Below are 15,125 nucleotides of genomic sequence, written 5' to 3' on the forward strand. Positions count from 1 at the left end.
CTTTTCGTCCCTGTTCAATCCCGACCTTCCACTCCCATGAAAAAAATCGCTCTCCTTCTCTCCGGCATGACGGCTCTTTTCCTTTCCGGCTGCGTGGAGGGGCCGATTGTCCCGGCGGGCGATCCGAAGAGCCTGGAGGCGGTCCACGCCCCGGTCTCCCTCCTCGATGCCGACCTGGAGGACGTGATCGCCGTCGACGTGATCAACGTCGGGAAGAATCCCAACGGCTTCCTCTCCGTCCAGGCCAACGTCCGGAACCGGACCGACAAGGATGTGGTCGTCCAGGTCCAGACCCTCTTCTACGACGAGAACGGCCTCGTCCTCGATTCCGAGCCGGGCAACGAGACGCCCTGGACGACGGTGACCCTGACGACGAACGGCACGATGCCCTATCGCTCCCAAGCCTTGAGCCATGTCGCCAGGCGCTTCACCATCCACGTCCGCCGCCCCCTCCGCTAGCGCCGGCGTCCCGGGCCTCCGCCTCCTGCCGCAGGCGGAGTGGCGGGAGCGGGAGCGGAAGCACCGCCTCCGGCTGGAGAGGTGGACGGCCCCCCATCTGGCCCGCCGCCGCGCGGGACGGCGGCATCCGGTCTACGATTTCCTTTTCGAGTATTACAATCATCCCGTGGCGAAGCTCCTCCGCTGGAGCCCCGGCCCCGGCGTGCTGTTGGAGGAGGGGGGCCTCTTCCAGCCCGGCGCCTTTCCGGCTTCGCGGATCGAGGCGCTCCGCTGGACGCTCTCCCTCCTGAGGGCGACGGAAGGGCGTCCCGCCCACCACGGCTGCTTCGGCCTCCACGAGTGGGCGATGGTCTACCGGATGGAGGAGGCCGGGGTCCGGCACGGCGCGGTGCCGCTCCGCTTCCCGCCTGCGGAGCTGGCCCGGATCGTCGAGTCGCAGCCGATCGCGTGCAGCCATTACGACGCCTTCCGGTTCTTCACTTCGGACGCCCGGCCGTTGAACCGCCTGCAGCCGACGCGGGAGAATCGCCACGATCTCGAGCAGCCCGGCTGCCTTCACGCGAACATGGATCTCTACAAGTGGGCCTACAAGTTCGCCCCCTGGACGAGCGGCGAGCTGCTGGCCGACGGCTTCGAGCTGGCCGTCGCGATCCGGGAAATCGACATGCGGGCGAGTCCCTACGACTTCGTCGCCCACGGCATGCCCGAGTTTCCGTCGGTCCCGATCGAGACGCCGGAGGGACGGGCCGAGTACGAGGCGCTGCAGCGCGGATTGGCGGAGCGGGCGCGTCCGTTGCGGCGGCGGCTGATCGCCGAGCTGGAGGCGATTCAATCGGCCGTGGCGGCGGTGACAAACAGCACCCCGGCCTGACGCCGCAGGTGGCGGCCCCGGCTGAGGTTGATCTTCGCCGGACGGATCCGGCTGACCAGGCCCCGGGCGGCCTCGACGTCGTCGAAGGAAAGGTCGGCGACGCCCTGTTTTTTCAACCAGAGATGGAGGAGGCGTCGTTGGAGGGGAAGGGGCTGGGCGGCGACGACGGCGACGGCGAGCCGCTCCGCATCGGCCAGGGGGGCGACGAGGGTGTCGATCCACGTCTGGGTATCGCGCTGGAGGGTGGCGGTGCGGAGGAAGCGCGGGCCGAGGGCCTTGCCGAGGCCGGTCTCGGTTTCAAGAAGCGGGAGGAGGTGATGGCGGATGGCATTGCGGAAATGGGCCGGATCGTGATTCGTCGTGTCCTCCCGCCAGGCGAGGTGCCGTGCCGCCGCCCGCGCGACGATCTCCTTCCGCCAGAGCCCGAGCCACGGGCGATGAATCCGAAGGGGGCCGCGCACGGTCCCGCACTCCATCCCGCTCCAGCCGGAGCCGCTGCCGCGGAAGAGCTGGAGGAGGAAGGTCTCGACCTGGTCGTCGGCATGATGGGCGAGGACGAGGTCGGGGAGGGCGAGCCGCTTGGCGGCCCTCGCGAAGAAGGCGTAGCGGGCGGCGCGGGCGGCGGTCTCGTTGCGCGGGGTCACCGCCGGGGCCTTGGCGACGATGACCCGGAGGCCGCGTTCCTTGCCGAGGGCGCGGACGAAGTGGGCGTCGTCCCCGCTTTCGTTCCGCCAGCCGTGGTCGAAGTGGAGGAGGACGGGGCGTTTCCCCGCCTCCAGGAGGGCGTCGAGCAGGGTGACCGAGTCGATCCCCCCGGAGAGCCCGAGAAGGGGCTGCTCCGGAAGAGGGAGGAGGGGATCGAGGAAGGGGTTCATCCGGGGATGTTCCCAGACTAGAACCCTTCGGAGGAAGCGGGCAATGCCGCTTCTTCTTACTTGGCCGCGACCTTGGCGGCGTAGCGCGCCTCGGTGAACTCGACCTTGGCCTTGGCGAGGTCGGTCTGGAACTCGGGGTTGGCAAGGAAGCGCTTCATCAGCTCGTGGGCCAGCTTCTTGCCCGCCTTGATGTCGGAGGGATAGTGGACGCCGGCGATTTCCCGGTCTTTCCCGATCTCGTTGCCCCGGGCGAGGAGCTTCGTGCGGAGATCGGGGGCGAGTTCGGCGAGGACGAGGCTCCAGGCGACGCTGGTGGTGGTGTGGCCGCTCGGATAGGCGGGGCTTTTAATCAGCTCAATGCAGGGGGTGATGCGGGAATCGACGAGGGGAGGACGCGGACGGGCGTAGGCGTCCTTGGCGGTGTTGTAGGCGAGCTTCAGGTCGTTCGTCATCTTCTTGAAAAGGGCGGCGGTGAGGGGGAGGTTCTTCGTGTCGAACCAGGTGCCGAGGACGTTGGCGAAGACTTCGGGCTTGAGCTCGACCTCGGAGGTGACGCGGGCGATCTCCTCGGGGGTGCGGGTGGTCTGGAGCTTCAGGAGGGTGGTGATTTCGGCTTTTCCTTCGAGGGAGTCGGCGGCGGGGTAGGTGCCGAGGAGGGTCTTGAGCGCTTCGACTTCAAAGAAGGACGCCTCGACGTAGACCGGCTTCGCCTTTTCGGCGGGAGCGGCCGCAGCCGAAGCCGCCGGAGGGGCCATCGTCGTGGCCGGGACTTGGGCTTCGGCGAGGAGGGGGGCGAACGCGAGGAGAACGAACGGGAGAAGGCGCTTCATGGAATGGAGTTACGGCCTTCCCCCGAGCCGGGCAATGCCCGAATCGGCTGTCGCGAAAACGTTACCTCGCTGTTACCGGATTGGCTGGGGACGGGCGGCCTCGATCTCGGTCTTCACCTTGGCGAGGTCGGCCTGGAAGGCGGGGAGGGCGAGGAAGCGGTCGGCGAGGACGAGGCCGAGTTTTTGCCCCGCCGCGACGTCGGAGGGGAAGTGGACGCCGAGGAGGTTCCGGTCCTTTCCGGCGAGGGTGCCCCGTTCCAGCAGGGTGTTTTTCAGGTCGGGAAGGGCCTCGGAAAGAATCCGCGCCCAGGTGATCCCGAGGGCGGCATGGCTGCTGGGATAGGAGGCGCTGTCGGGGAGGGGGCAGGCCGGATGGAGGCGGCTGTCCTGCAGGGGCGGCCGGGGGCGCTTCCACAGGCTCTTGCCCTGGGCTGTGACGTTCTTCGAGTCGGCCTTCACCGCCTCCAGGAGGGCGAAGGTGAGGGGGAGGGTCTTCGCATTGAACCAGGCGGGATCGAGGACGCCGCTGAAGAAGGCGGCGGGATCGTAGTCGATCTCGGCGGTGGCGCGGGCCACTTCGGCGGGGGTGCGGCTCTGCTGGAACGCGAGGAGGGTCTCGATCTCGGCGCGGGTCTCGGCGGAGCCGTCGGCGGGGGGATTGCCGAGAATGGCGATGTCGACCGTGGCGGGGTCGAGGTAGACCGGTTTCGATTCCTTCGCGGGCAGGGGGGCGAGGGGGAGTAGGAAGAGGAGGGAAAGAAGGAGGAGTCTCATGGGATCAGGCTTTCTCGGGCCGGGGGTGGATATGCCGCAGGGAAGGGGCGCCGAGGAGGATGAAGCCGGAAATGAAGAAGACGAGGGTGCCGAGGAGGGCGATGCGCTGGCTTCCGCTGATGGCGGAGACGGTCCCGTAGACGAAAGGGCCGACGGCGGCGGAGAGCTTCGAGAAGAGGCCCCAGAAACCGAAGTACTCCGCCCGGCGATCGGGCGGGGCGAGGTAGGCGACGACGGCCCGGCCCGCCGACTGGAGGGAGCCGATGCCGAGCCCGGCGAGGTTTCCGATGAGGTAGAAGCCGTTGACGCTATGGCAATAGTAGGCGGCGACGATGACGCCGATCCAGAGGACGAGGGTGAGGCGGAGGGTGAGGAGGGAGCCCCACTTGTCCTGCACGAAGCCGAAGGCGAAGGCCCCGACCGATCCGCTGATCTGGAGGACGAGGAAGAGCATGATGAGGTTCTGCCCGGTGAAGCCGATCTCCCGTTCCGCATAGATGGCGGCCCAGGAGATGACGGTGGTGACGCCGCAGGTGTAGAGGAAAAAGGCGGAGAAGAAGGTGCGGAGGAGCGGGCGGCGGGCGATCTCCTTCGTCGTTTCCCAGACGCTGGCAAAGGAGGCGCGGAAGATGTCCCGGGCAGGGAGGATGCGGGGGATGCTCCGGTCCCGCAGGATGAGGAGCGCGGGGAGCGCGCAGAGGGCGAAGAAGAGGGCGGTGAAGAGGATGGAGAGGCGGAGGTCGGGGACGTTCTCGACGGTGAAGCCGCCCTTCAGGAGCGGAAGGCAGACGAAGAGGCTGGCGAGGCCGCCGACATAGCCGAACGCCCAGCCGTAGCCCGAGATGCGCCCCGTTTCCTCGGGCTTCGCCAGTTCGGGGAGGAAACCGGCGTTGAAGTTTTCCCCGAGGGAGAAGGCGATGTTCGCGACGATGAAGAGGAAGAAGGCGGTGAGGATATCCCCGTGGCCGACGACGGCTAGGCCGAGGGTCCCGGCGCAGCAGATGGCGGTGGAAATCGCGAGGAGCCGTTTCTTCGAGGCGCGGAAATCGGCCCACGCGCCGAGGAACGGCGAGAGGACGAGGGCGACGCTTTGCGAGAGCGTCCCGGCGAGGCCCCAGAGAAAGTCGGCCCGGCCCGGCCCGGCGTCGGCGCAGATGATCTTCGTGAAGTAAACGCTGAAGACCACCGTGACGATGATCGTGGAGAAGGAGGAGTTGGCGAAGTCGTAGCCGCACCACGCCATGATTTCCTTCCGCGTGGGGGGCGGGATTTGCCGCGAGATTTCGGGGGGATGGGAATCAGTTGGCGAGGGCATCGTTCAGCTTTCTCAAAAAGGCGTAGGTGTAGAGGCCGGTGTTGTGGCCGTCGTTCCAGACGAGCTGGAGGGAGTAGCCGCCGATGACGCGCCATTCCCGCAGGGCGAAGCTTCCCTCGCGGTAGGTGACGAGGGGGCGGACGTGGCCGAGGAGATCGGGCTCCCCGCCGCACGAGGCGCAGGGGCAGTGGCGGCGGAGCGGCTCGAGCTTCAGGTAGCTTTCCCCGCCGTCGTTCCAGGCGACGGCGAGCTCGTCCCCGATGACCTCGATGCGGGTCGGCGTCAGGGGGGAGGAAAGGGGAGTGTTTCCAACGGACATGGGGTGTGAGATTATATCCCTTTTCGGGAAATGACAGACGCAATCCGCCATCTTTACCTCCATGTGCCGTTTTGCTCGCGCATCTGTCCCTACTGCGCCTTTTACGTCCACCGGGGCGGAGTGGGGGAGCAGCGGGCCTTTGTCCGGGCGCTGATTGCCGAGGCGGCGCTGGCGCGGCGGTCGTTCGCCTTCGACCTGGAGACGGTCTTTCTCGGCGGGGGGACGCCCTCGCTCCTGCCCGCGGACGAATGGGGAACGCTGATGGCGGCGCTTCCCCCGCGCCGGGTCGGGGCCGAGGTGACGCTGGAGACGAATCCCATCACGGTGACGGCGGAGAAGGCCGCCGCGTGGCGCGAAGCGGGGATCAACCGGATCAGCCTCGGCGTCCAGTCGTTCGATCCCGGGTTCCTGAAGGTGCTGGGCCGGGACCACACGCCGGAGATTGTCGAGCGGAGCGTGGCGCTCCTGCGCGGGGCCGGGTTTGAAAACCTGAATATCGACCTGATGTTCGCCCTGCCGGGGGAGGCGACGGGGGGCTTTGCCGCGACGCTCCGCCACGCCCTCGCGCTGCGGCCCGACCATATCAGCGCCTATGCGCTGACCTACGAGGAGGACACGCCGTTCTTCGAGCGGCTAAACCGGGGGGAGTGGCTCCGGGACGAGGCGGCGGAGATCGAGATGTTCGAGGGGACGGCCCGGGAGCTGGACGCGGCGGGGCTCCCGTTCTACGAGGTTTCCAACTACGCGCGGCCCGGCTTCGAGTCCCGCCACAACCGGGCCTATTGGCGCGGGGCCGATTACCTGGGGTTGGGGCCGAGCGCCTGCTCGACGGTCGGCACGGAGCGGTGGACCAATGTGAAGGATACGGCCCGTCATGCCGCCGAGGTCGAGGCGGGGCGGCTCCCCATCGGGGAGCGGGAAGCGCTCTCGCCCGAGACGCGGCGGAAGGAACGGATCATGTTCGGCCTGCGGACGCGAGAGGGGATCGAGAAGGAACTCCTCCTCAGCCACGACGCCGCCGTGGCGGAGGCGACGCGGGACGGGTTGGCCGAATGGCGGGAGGATCATCTCGTCCTGACGCGGCAGGGGCGGCTGCTGGCCGATAGCGTGGCGGCGCTTTTCGTATGATGGCCGATCCGCAGCGGGAGCGGGAGCGGACGGGGAGAATGCTGGCGCTCCTCTCGGCGTCGGGGTTCTCGCTGAAGGCGATCTTCGTGAAGCTGGCCTATGCGGTGGAACCGGGGCCGGTCGATACGGTGACGCTCCTCATGCTGCGGATGCTCCTCTCGTTCCCGGCCTTCGTCTGCCTGGCGTGGTGGGCGACGGCGGGACGGAATCGCGAGCGGCTGACGGCAAGGGATTGGGCCTACCTGCTCGGCCTGGCGTTCCTCGGCTATTACCTTTCGAGCCTCTTCGATTTCCTCGGCCTCCTCTCGATCTCGGCGGGATTGGAGCGGCTGATTCTCTTCGTCTACCCCTCGATGGTCTTGCTGATGGAGGCGGTGTGGAAACGGAAGCCGGTGCCGAAACGGATCTGGGGGGCGATCGCGATCAGTTACCTCGGGCTGGTGATCGCGTTCTGGCACGATCTGAGGCAGGTGCCGAACGAGGCGGCGGTCTGGATCGGCGGGGGATGGGTGCTGCTGGCGACGCTGACCTATTCGGGCTATTTCCTCGGGATGATGCACGGGGTGGCGCGGATCGGGTCGGCACGGTTGGCGGGATGGTCGGGGGCGTTGGCGTGCGGATTGGTGGCGGCTCATTTTCTGGCGATCAAGCCGGAACCCTGGAGGGTGCTGGCTTCGGTCCCCGGCGCGGTCTGGGGCTGGGCCGGGGCGATGGCGCTGGTCTCGACGGTGGTGCCGATCTGGCTGGCGGCGCTGGCGGTGGAGCGGCTCGGCGCGGGCCGGGCGGCGGCGGTGGGGATGATCGGCCCGGCGCTGACGATCGGGCTCGGCTGGGTGATCCTGGGGGAGCCGTGGTCGGTGCTGCAGGTCGTCGGTTTGGTGCTGGTGATCTTCGGGGTCAGCCGGATGAAATAGAGTTGGAAAAGAATTATATCCGGGTGATATTTGACAGCTTAATTTATCCGGGTATAATTAAAAGATGAGCTATTCATCCCATCCCACTTTTACGGCATTCCTCGGTCACCGGCGGATCGGCACCGGCTCCCTGCGGGCCGTGGCCACGGCGATCAAGGAGACGCACCTCGAGGAGGAGGGGATCCCGGTCCTGATCTTCGACGACGAGGAGTGCCAGCCGGTCGAGCTCGATCTGCGGGGGACCCTGGCCGAGGTCCTGGAGCGGTTGCCGCAGGAGGAGGCCGCCTTGGCGGAGCCGCTGCCCGTGGCGGCCCCCGGGCCGGGAAGGCCGAAGCTCGGCGTGGTGGCGCGGGAGGTGACGCTGCTGCCCCGGCATTGGGAATGGCTGGCGCGCCAGCCGGGCGGGACTTCGGTGGCGTTGCGGAAGCTGGTGGAGCAGGCGCGGCATGCGAGCGAGGAGCCCGACCGGCTCTGGCGGGCGCAGGAGGCGACGTACCGGTTCCTTTCCGCCGTCGCGGGGAATCTGCCCGGCTTCGAGGAGGCCTCCCGCGCGTTCTTCGCGAAGGACAAGACGGCGCTGGAGCGCCATTGCGCGGCGTGGCCGAAGGATGTGAGCGACCACACGCTCCACCTCGCGAAGCGTACGTGCGTGTGAGTCGCGATCCGGGACGCGAGACGAAAAAGGCGGGCCCCCTTTCGGGAGCCCGCCTTTTTTGATCGGCTTTGGCCTTAAGCCTAGGAGGCCGACTGCTTCGCGGTCCGGCGGCGCTGATCCTCGTTGAGGATCTTCTTGCGGATGCGGAGCTTCGTCGGGGTCGCCTCGACGTATTCGTCGGCGGCGATGTATTCGAGCGAGCGTTCGAGGGTGAGGACGCGGGGGGCCTGGAGCTGGATGCCCTTGCCGTCGCCCTGGGAGCGCATGTTCGTGAGGGCCTTCGCCTTGCACGGATTGACGGCCATGTCGTCGGGGCGGGAATTCTCGCCGACGATCATCCCTTCGTAGCATTCCTCGCCGGGGGCGACGAAGAGGATGCCGCGCTCCTGGATGTTGTTGATCGCGAAGCCGGTGGCCTCGCCGCCTTCCATCGAGACGAGGACGCCGTTCTGGCGGGTGACGATTTCACCGCGCTTCGGGCCGTATTCCTTGAAGATGTGGCTCATGATGCCGGTGCCGCGCGTCAAATTGACGAGGTCGGTCTCGAAGCCGATGAGGCCCCGGGTCGGGATGACGGCCTCGACGAGGACGGTCTTCGTGGCGTGCTTCATGTCGGTCACCTCGCCCTTGCGGGCGGCGATGGCCTGGAGGACGTCGCCCAGGTTTTCCTGGGGGATGTCGACGTAGAGGTTTTCGATCGGCTCGAGGGTGTCGCCCTTCTCGTCCTTGCGGTAGATGACTTCCGGGCGGGAGACCATGAGCTCGAAGCCTTCGCGACGCATCTGCTCCACGAGGACGGCGATCTGCATTTCGCCGCGGGCGCTGACCTGGTAGGCGGCGGCGGAGTCGGTGTCCTTCACGATGAGGGAGACGTTTGTCCGGGTTTCCTTGATCAGGCGGTCGCGGATGTGGCGGGCGGTGAGGAACTTGCCTTCCTTGCCGGCCAGGGGCGAGTCGTTGACCAGGATCTGCATGTTGATCGTGGGGGGATCGATGTCGACGAACTCGAGGGCGGTGCGGTCTTCCTTGTCGGTGATGGTCTCACCGATGTAGACCTCGTCGATGCCGGCGATGCCGACGATGTTCCCGGCGAAGGCCTCGGGGATTTCGATCTTGGCGAGACCGGCGTGGGACATGATCTGGGTGACCTTGCCCTTGGTCTTGCGGCCGTCCTTGTGGAGGCAGACCATCGGGTCGCCGACCTTGACGCTGCCGCCGTAGATCTTGCCGATGGCGATCCGGCCGACGTATTCGCTGTAGTCGAGGTTTGCGACGAGGAGCTCGAAGTGCTTGTCGGGGTTGGCGACGGGGGGGGCGATCTTCTCGACGATGGTGTCGTAGAGGGCGGTCATGCCGCCGTTGCGGATCTCCTCGGTGAGGTGGCCGGGCCAGGTCTTCGAGGCGAAGCCGACCTTGCCGGAGGCGTAGACGATGGGGAAGTCGAGCTGCTCGTCGGTGGCGTTGAGCTCGAGGAAGAGCTCGAAGACCATGTCGAGGACGACGTTGGGGCGGGAGTTCTCGCGGTCGACCTTGTTCAGGACGACGATCGGGCGGGCGCCGATGGCGAGGGCCTTCTTCAGCACGAACTTCGTCTGGGCCTGGGGACCGTCGGTCGAATCGACGACGAGGAGGACGCCGTCGACCATCTTCAGGGAGCGTTCGACCTCGCCGCCAAAGTCGGCGTGACCGGGGGTGTCGACGATGTTGATGTGGTAATCCTTGTACTGGAAGGCGGCGTTCTTCGCCTTGATCGTGATGCCCTTTTCCCGTTCGAGGTCCATCGAGTCCATGACCCGCTCGGTGCTGGCCTGGGCCTGATTGGCGCGGAAGGTTCCGGACTGGCGCAGGAGCTGGTCGACCATGGTGGTCTTACCGTGGTCGACGTGCGCGATGATGGCGATGTTGCGAATCTTTTCCATAAAGTGAGGGGTGAGGTCTTAGCGGGTACGCCGGGGTTTGACAAAGAATATTTGTCGGCGGCCCGCCGGGGAGGGGGCTATCGGTGCTTTTTTCGAGGGGGAAGCGGCTTGGAAAGGGGCTTGGAAACCCGCTTCGGGGGCGACTTTTTACGCTTGCCGTGCAGTCACTCGGGACCCGGCTTCAGGGAGGGCGGGGGGGCGAGGGGGACGAGGTTGGCGAAGCCGTAGTTGAAGATGGCGATGGCGTCGGGCCACTTGTCCTTGCTGTTCAGGATGATGAGCTGGAGTTCCCGGCCGTCCCGGGAGGCGGAGGCGGCGTAGGTGTGGCGGGAGGAGAGGGTCCAGCCGGTCTTGGCCGGTCCCATGCCGGGGTAGAGACCGAGGAGGCGGTTGTGGTTCTTCATCACGTGGGTGCCGCTCTCGGTCTCGATGGTGTAGGTCTTCAGCCGCATGATCTGGCGCAGCTCGGGGATGGTGAGGACTTTCTGGAAGATCTTGAGGAGATCGTGGGCGGTGACGTACTCGTTCGGCGCGGGGAGGCCGTTCGGGTTGGCGAAGTGGGTGCGGGTGCAGCCGAGGTCGATGGCGCGCTGGTTCATCAGGTCGACGAAGGCGGTGGAGGAGCCGGCGACGTAGCGGGCGAGGGCCATGGCGGCATCGTTGTCGGAGGAGATCAGGAGGGCATGGACGAGGTCGCTGATGGAGACGGTCTCCCCGGCGATGAGGGGGACGTGGCTCGGCTCGACGCCGGTGTCGGCGGCGGTGATCTTCATCGAACCGGCGAGGCCCTTCTTCTCGTAGAGGAGGAGGGCGGTCATCAGCTTCGTGGTGCTGGCCGGGGGGAAGGGGGTGTCGGGATTGCGGGCGAAGATCTCCTTCCCCGTCGAGGCGTCGAAGAGGAGGGCCGACTTCGCCAGGACCCGGTCCTTCAGCTCGGAGAGGGTGGGGGAGGCCGAAGTCTGGGAGCGGGCCTCGGAGACCGGGGCGGCGAGCAGGATGGCGAGCAGGAGGAAAAGGGGGAGAAGCAGCGGCATGAGGAAGGCGTGATGGCGGTCGTGATTCCGTTCTTGGTAGATCGCGGAACGGGATCGCTCAAGAACTCTTTTCCCGCGGGAGGAGGGCCGGGGTCGGAACGGGGGGAGGAGTTAGTTCCCCAGTTTCTTGCGGGCCTCGGCGTTGTCGGGCTCCTTCGAGAGGATTTTCTGGAGGACTTTCCTCGCGTCGTCGGCCTTGCCGAGCTTGGCGAGGGTGTCGGCCAGATGGTTCAGCACGGTGGCGTCGTTCCCCGTGATCTCGGCGGCCTTCTGGAGGTTGGCAGCGGCTTCGGCGTATTGGCCCAGGCGGTATTCGATCCAGCCGAGGGTATCCATGTATTCGCCCTGGCCCGGTTTCAGCTCGATCGAGCGGCGGCTGTATTTGAGGGCGTCGTTGAGGTTCCGGTTCTGCTCGGCCCAGAGGTAGGCGAGGGCGTTGAGGAGGTTGGGGTTCTCCGGCTCGACGACGAGGCCCTGGCGGAGCGTCTCCTCGCTCTGGGCGATCTGCCCCGCCTGTTCCTGGGCGATGGAGAGCTCGCAGTAGAATTCCCCGTTCAGGAGGTCGGCTTCCTGGTCCTTGGCCATGATGCGGGCCTTGGCGAAGAAATCGATGGCCTCCTTCGGCTGTTTCAGGTTCCGGGCGATGATCCCCTCGAGGAAGGGGATGCGGGCCGACTGGGGGAAGCGTTGCTCGGCCTCGCGCAGGAGGGCGGCGGTTTCCTCCATCCGGTTTTCCCGCATCAGGAGGAGGGCGAGTTTCAGGTGGAAGAGGGGGGAGGCGGTTTTCGGCGAGGCGAGGGAGAGGATGAGGGCCTGGCGGAGGTTGAGCTCGGCTTTTTCGAGCTGGTTCGTCTCGATGTCGAGGTCGCCGAGGGCGACGGCGGCTTCGAGCTCGGTGGGGTTCCGGCGGAGGACATCCTCGAGGAGGTCGATCGCCTTGTCGGTCATCTTGAGGTTCGGGGCCTCGGGCGTGACGTAGAGGTGGGCGAGGACTTTCCAGAGCTCGGGGAAATCGGGCTGGAGGGCGTAGGCCTTCTCGTAGTTGTCGATCGCCTCGCCGTTCTTCCCGAGGTCGGAGCAGAGCCCGGCGAGGGTGATGTAGATCTCGACGCTGCTGTCGTCGATCTGGGAGGCCCGCTTCAGGTAGCCGTAGGCCTCCTCCTTGCGGTCGAGGTAGATGGCGAATTCCCCGCGCTGGCGGAGCAGGTCCCGCGTCGGCGGCCCGGCGGCGAAGGCCTTTTCGTAGAAGGGGAGGATGAGGTCGGCGAGCTGTTCCCGGATCGGCGAGGTCTTGTTCTTCGAGGCGATCGAGTTGACGAGGAGCGGGGGGGGCGAGTTGAGCGAGGCCTCGAGCTCGGTGTAGAGCCGGGCGAGGGCGGCCCAGTCCTGGGCGCGGGGGATTTTCTCGACCGGGACGGCCGAGGCGGCGCGGATGAGGCGGAGGGCCTCGGCATCCTTCTTCTGGTTGCGGAGGGTCTCGAAGGCGACGCGGTGGGCCAGGAGGTGGGCGGGGGCGAGGTCTTTCGCCTTCGCGGCGAGGCGGAGGGCCTCGGCGGGCTGCCCTTCGTATTCCCGGGTGAGGGCGAGGGAGGCGAGGAGGGAGGGGGAATCGGGGTTGGCAGCGAGGCCCTGGGTGAGGAGGGTGTCGGCCTCGGCGAAGCGCCGGTCGGTGAGGAGGGCGAGGGTGACCTTGAGGTAGAGGGGGACGTAGGAGGGGTCCTGCTTCAGGGCGGCGCGGTAGAGGGGGATCGCGGCCGGGAGGCCCGCGTCGGCCTCGCGGCTGACGGCCTCGGAATAGAGGGCGTAGGCGGTCGCCTGCTTCTCGGCGGGGGCGGAGAGGCGGATCGGATAGAGGGTCTCCTCGACGCCCTCGTCGGGATTGAGGAGGGAGGAGGGGCGGGCGGAAACCGGAGGAGGGGCCGGACTCGGGACGGGGGCAGGAGGGAGTGCGGACGAAGGCGCCGGGGAGGAGGCGTCGTCGGGAGGGAGGACGGTCACTTCCCCTTGTTTAGGGACGGCAGGGGGTGCCGCGGGAGGGGGAAGGGCAGGCGTCGATTCGACGGCCCGCAGGGGAGAGGCGATGAAACCGAGGCAAAGGCCCAGAGCGAGGGCGAAGCCGAAGCGGGGGACCGAGCCCGGAACCGAATGCCAAGGGAGGAGAGGAAGGGCCCGCGAAAAACCGACCCGGACTTTCCCGATCCCCGAAGGGGCAAAGAAAGGCCGGGCCGTTTTCACCGAAGCAACCTAGTCGCCTAGGCCTTGTAGCGCAACCGCTTCTTGTGGCGATTCTCACGCCGCCGCTTGCGGCGCTTGTGGTTATTGATCTTGCTCTTACGGCGCTTCTTTAACGAACCCATGGTTTTCTCTGCTTTCTAGTGATTTAAAGGGAGGGAAAGGATACCGATCCGACAGGGGACGTCAATGAAGACCGCTGTAAAATCGGTTTTTTTGGTAACTCTCTCTTAATAAACAACCTTATTAAGGGGATATTCGATGATTCCCTCGGCTCCGAGCTCCCGGAGAGGGGGGATGATGTCGCGGACGACCCGTTCGTCGAGGATGGTTTCGACGGCGACCCACCCCTTGTCGGAGAGGGGGGAAATGGTGGGGCGGCGGAGGGCGGGGAGGGCTTTCAGGAGCTTCGCCAGTTTCCGCGTCGGGACGTTCATCTTGATGCCGACCTTGTCCCGCGCCGCGAGGGCGGCGTTGAGCATGAGGGCGACCGATTCGATCTTCTTCCGCTTCACCTTGTTCTTCCACGCCTCGCGGCTGCAGATGAACTGGGGGTAGCTTTCCATCACCGTGTCGATGATGCGGAGGTTGTTCGCCCGGATCGAGGAGCCGGTCTCGGTGATGTCGACGATGGCGTCGACGAGCTCGGGGACCTTGACCTCGGTGGCGCCCCAGGAGAACTCGACCTCGGCAGTGACGCCGTGGCGCTTCAGGTAGGCCTTCACGAGGTTGATCGGCTCGGTCGCGATCCGCTTCCCCTCGAGGTCCTTCACGGTCTTGAAGGGGGAGTTCTCCGGCACGGCGAGGACCCAGCGGGCGGGGAGGCGGGTCGCCTTGTTGTAGTTGAGGTCGCAGACGACCTGGACGTCGCTCTCGTTCTCGGCGATCCAGTCCTTGCCGGTGATGCCGGCGTCGAGGAAGCCCTGGTGGACGTAGCGGCTGATCTCCTGGGGGCGGATGAGGCGGACCTCGAAGGGCTTCCCTTCGACGTAGGGGCGGTAGCCGCGGGCCGAGCCGGAGATGCTGTAACCGGCCTTGGCGAAGAGGTTGAAGGTGCTCTCCTCGAGGCTCCCCTTCGGGAGGCCGAGGCGGAGGGTGTCATCGGCCGGGGCGGGGACGCTCTTGGTCGTTTTCGTTTTGGGGGTCGATTTCGGAGTCTTCAAGGCCTTGCTCATGACGTAAATAACAGGGTGAAAGGGGGGTGCGGAGCGTGTCCCCGGGGGGACGGGTTGTAAAGCCTCTTTTTCAGAGGGGAAGGGCGGGAGGGCTACTTCCCGAGCTCCGTCTTCAGGAGCTTCCAGACCGCGGCGAGGTCGTTTGGATGGACGCGGGTGTCGCCGACGGAGGTCATGAAATTGGAGTCGCCGCCCCAGCGCGGGACGATGTGCCAATGGAGGTGCGCCTCGATCCCGGCCCCGGCGGCGGCACCGAGGTTCACCCCGATGTTGAAGCCCTGGGGATGGAAGGCGGCGGTGATCGCGGCCTTCAGCCGGAGGAGGAGGCGGAGGCCCTCCATCTGCTCGTCCTCGGAGAGTTCCTCCAGCGTCGAGACGACGCGGTAGGGGACGACGAGGGTGTGGGCCGTGTTGTAGGGGAAGCGGTTCAGGACGGCGTAGAAGCCCTTGCCGCGAAGGACGATGCCGTTCGCCTCGTCGTCGGCTTCCGGGGCCTGGCCGAGGCGGAGGAAGATTTCCCCCCGGGGCGTGGCGGCGTCCTGCACATAGGCCTTGCGCCAGGGAGCCCAAAGATGTTCCATGGCGGACATCAGACCATGAACCGGCCGGGAGTCCAAGGCCAAGG

Annotated in this window: 16 protein-coding genes; 5 read left to right on the forward strand and 11 right to left on the reverse strand. The window is 66.7% G+C overall.

Annotated features, from left to right (window positions below):
• The first annotated feature begins 36 nt into the window (after positions 1 to 36).
• Entirely contained in the window at positions 37 to 459 is a 423-nt protein-coding gene (locus BLU04_RS11550; RefSeq protein ID WP_093286084.1) for a DUF1425 domain-containing protein, read from the forward strand.
• Complete coding sequence (locus BLU04_RS11555) at positions 413 to 1,330, forward strand: hypothetical protein (protein WP_093286086.1); 918 nt, start codon at positions 413 to 415, stop codon at positions 1,328 to 1,330. Before BLU04_RS11550 ends, BLU04_RS11555 begins: the two co-directional genes overlap by 47 nt.
• Here BLU04_RS11555 and tilS read toward each other — a convergent pair.
• From tilS to BLU04_RS11580, 5 genes are all read right to left on the reverse strand, one after another.
• On the reverse strand, positions 1,288 to 2,205 hold the full coding sequence (gene tilS, locus BLU04_RS11560) for a tRNA lysidine(34) synthetase TilS (protein WP_093286089.1): 918 nt from the start codon (positions 2,203 to 2,205) through the stop codon (positions 1,288 to 1,290). The two genes, BLU04_RS11555 and tilS, sit on opposite strands and share 43 nt — an antisense overlap.
• Before the next feature lie 56 nt (positions 2,206 to 2,261).
• Positions 2,262 to 3,035, reverse strand: a complete 774-nt coding sequence (locus tag BLU04_RS11565) for a phosphatase PAP2 family protein (protein ID WP_093286091.1) — start codon at positions 3,033 to 3,035, stop codon at positions 2,262 to 2,264.
• 72 nt (positions 3,036 to 3,107) lie between these two features.
• A complete protein-coding gene (locus tag BLU04_RS11570) occupies positions 3,108 to 3,809 on the reverse strand; it encodes a phosphatase PAP2 family protein (protein WP_093286093.1) in 702 nt (233 codons plus the stop codon).
• Between the two features lie 4 nt (positions 3,810 to 3,813).
• Positions 3,814 to 5,124 (reverse strand): MFS transporter, encoded by a 1,311-nt coding sequence (locus BLU04_RS11575; RefSeq protein ID WP_093286095.1) that lies wholly within the window; start codon positions 5,122 to 5,124, stop codon positions 3,814 to 3,816.
• The gene (locus tag BLU04_RS11580) at positions 5,108 to 5,443 is read right to left on the reverse strand and encodes a DUF971 domain-containing protein (protein WP_093286098.1); all 336 of its coding nucleotides are present in this window, start codon (positions 5,441 to 5,443) and stop codon (positions 5,108 to 5,110) included. The genes BLU04_RS11575 and BLU04_RS11580 overlap by 17 nt, the downstream gene beginning before the upstream one ends.
• 30 nt (positions 5,444 to 5,473) lie before the next feature.
• On the opposite strand from BLU04_RS11580, the gene hemW reads away from it, so the two are divergent.
• The 3 genes from hemW (at position 5,474) to BLU04_RS11595 (ending at position 8,140) form a co-directional block, all read left to right on the forward strand.
• Positions 5,474 to 6,571: a radical SAM family heme chaperone HemW gene (gene hemW, locus BLU04_RS11585; RefSeq protein ID WP_093286101.1), complete on the forward strand. Its 1,098-nt coding sequence runs from the start codon at positions 5,474 to 5,476 to the stop codon at positions 6,569 to 6,571.
• Positions 6,568 to 7,485 carry a DMT family transporter gene (locus BLU04_RS11590; protein WP_093286104.1) on the forward strand — a complete coding sequence of 306 codons (918 nt, stop codon included), beginning with the start codon at positions 6,568 to 6,570 and terminating at the stop codon, positions 7,483 to 7,485. The genes hemW and BLU04_RS11590 overlap by 4 nt, the downstream gene beginning before the upstream one ends.
• 64 nt (positions 7,486 to 7,549) lie before the next feature.
• Positions 7,550 to 8,140 carry a DUF2239 family protein gene (locus BLU04_RS11595; protein WP_093286107.1) on the forward strand — a complete coding sequence of 197 codons (591 nt, stop codon included), beginning with the start codon at positions 7,550 to 7,552 and terminating at the stop codon, positions 8,138 to 8,140.
• An 80-nt stretch (positions 8,141 to 8,220) separates the two neighbouring features.
• Here BLU04_RS11595 and typA read toward each other — a convergent pair whose 3' ends face one another.
• From typA to BLU04_RS11625, 6 genes are all read right to left on the reverse strand, one after another.
• Positions 8,221 to 10,059: a translational GTPase TypA gene (typA, locus tag BLU04_RS11600; protein WP_093286109.1), complete on the reverse strand. Its 1,839-nt coding sequence runs from the start codon at positions 10,057 to 10,059 to the stop codon at positions 8,221 to 8,223.
• 164 nt (positions 10,060 to 10,223) lie between these two features.
• Positions 10,224 to 11,093 carry a D-alanyl-D-alanine carboxypeptidase family protein gene (locus BLU04_RS11605; RefSeq protein ID WP_093286112.1) on the reverse strand — a complete coding sequence of 290 codons (870 nt, stop codon included), beginning with the start codon at positions 11,091 to 11,093 and terminating at the stop codon, positions 10,224 to 10,226.
• Between the two features lie 111 nt (positions 11,094 to 11,204).
• Positions 11,205 to 13,091, reverse strand: a complete 1,887-nt coding sequence (locus tag BLU04_RS11610; protein ID WP_157895313.1) for a tetratricopeptide repeat protein — start codon at positions 13,089 to 13,091, stop codon at positions 11,205 to 11,207.
• A gap of 254 nt (positions 13,092 to 13,345) precedes the next feature.
• Positions 13,346 to 13,450: an AURKAIP1/COX24 domain-containing protein gene (locus BLU04_RS17245; RefSeq protein ID WP_093286117.1), complete on the reverse strand. Its 105-nt coding sequence runs from the start codon at positions 13,448 to 13,450 to the stop codon at positions 13,346 to 13,348.
• Between the two features lie 105 nt (positions 13,451 to 13,555).
• A complete protein-coding gene (gene hisG, locus BLU04_RS11620) occupies positions 13,556 to 14,500 on the reverse strand; it encodes an ATP phosphoribosyltransferase (protein WP_093286120.1) in 945 nt (314 codons plus the stop codon).
• A 92-nt stretch (positions 14,501 to 14,592) separates the two neighbouring features.
• The gene (locus BLU04_RS11625) at positions 14,593 to 15,081 is read right to left on the reverse strand and encodes an HIT domain-containing protein (protein WP_093288635.1); all 489 of its coding nucleotides are present in this window, start codon (positions 15,079 to 15,081) and stop codon (positions 14,593 to 14,595) included.
• Between the last annotated feature and the right edge of the window lie 44 nt (positions 15,082 to 15,125).

Origin of the sequence: Verrucomicrobium sp. GAS474 (assembly GCF_900105685.1) — a bacterium.
GTDB lineage: Bacteria > Verrucomicrobiota > Verrucomicrobiia > Methylacidiphilales > GAS474 > GAS474.

Excerpts from the sequence above, each read along its gene's own strand:
- BLU04_RS11550 (WP_093286084.1), top strand. The coding sequence starts at position 37 with ATGAAAAAAATCGCTCTCCTTCTCTCCGGCATGACGGCTCTTTTCCTT.
- BLU04_RS11555 (WP_093286086.1), top strand. The coding sequence starts at position 413 with ATGTCGCCAGGCGCTTCACCATCCACGTCCGCCGCCCCCTCCGCTAGC.
- tilS (WP_093286089.1), bottom strand. The coding sequence starts at position 2,205 with ATGAACCCCTTCCTCGATCCCCTCCTCCCTCTTCCGGAGCAGCCCCTT.
- BLU04_RS11565 (WP_093286091.1), bottom strand. The coding sequence starts at position 3,035 with ATGAAGCGCCTTCTCCCGTTCGTTCTCCTCGCGTTCGCCCCCCTCCTC.
- BLU04_RS11570 (WP_093286093.1), bottom strand. The coding sequence starts at position 3,809 with ATGAGACTCCTCCTTCTTTCCCTCCTCTTCCTACTCCCCCTCGCCCCC.
- BLU04_RS11575 (WP_093286095.1), bottom strand. The coding sequence starts at position 5,124 with ATGCCCTCGCCAACTGATTCCCATCCCCCCGAAATCTCGCGGCAAATC.
- BLU04_RS11580 (WP_093286098.1), bottom strand. The coding sequence starts at position 5,443 with ATGTCCGTTGGAAACACTCCCCTTTCCTCCCCCCTGACGCCGACCCGC.
- hemW (WP_093286101.1), top strand. The coding sequence starts at position 5,474 with ATGACAGACGCAATCCGCCATCTTTACCTCCATGTGCCGTTTTGCTCG.
- BLU04_RS11590 (WP_093286104.1), top strand. The coding sequence starts at position 6,568 with ATGATGGCCGATCCGCAGCGGGAGCGGGAGCGGACGGGGAGAATGCTG.
- BLU04_RS11595 (WP_093286107.1), top strand. The coding sequence starts at position 7,550 with ATGAGCTATTCATCCCATCCCACTTTTACGGCATTCCTCGGTCACCGG.
- typA (WP_093286109.1), bottom strand. The coding sequence starts at position 10,059 with ATGGAAAAGATTCGCAACATCGCCATCATCGCGCACGTCGACCACGGT.
- BLU04_RS11605 (WP_093286112.1), bottom strand. The coding sequence starts at position 11,093 with ATGCCGCTGCTTCTCCCCCTTTTCCTCCTGCTCGCCATCCTGCTCGCC.
- BLU04_RS17245 (WP_093286117.1), bottom strand. The coding sequence starts at position 13,450 with ATGGGTTCGTTAAAGAAGCGCCGTAAGAGCAAGATCAATAACCACAAG.
- hisG (WP_093286120.1), bottom strand. The coding sequence starts at position 14,500 with ATGAGCAAGGCCTTGAAGACTCCGAAATCGACCCCCAAAACGAAAACG.
- BLU04_RS11625 (WP_093288635.1), bottom strand. The coding sequence starts at position 15,081 with ATGGAACATCTTTGGGCTCCCTGGCGCAAGGCCTATGTGCAGGACGCC.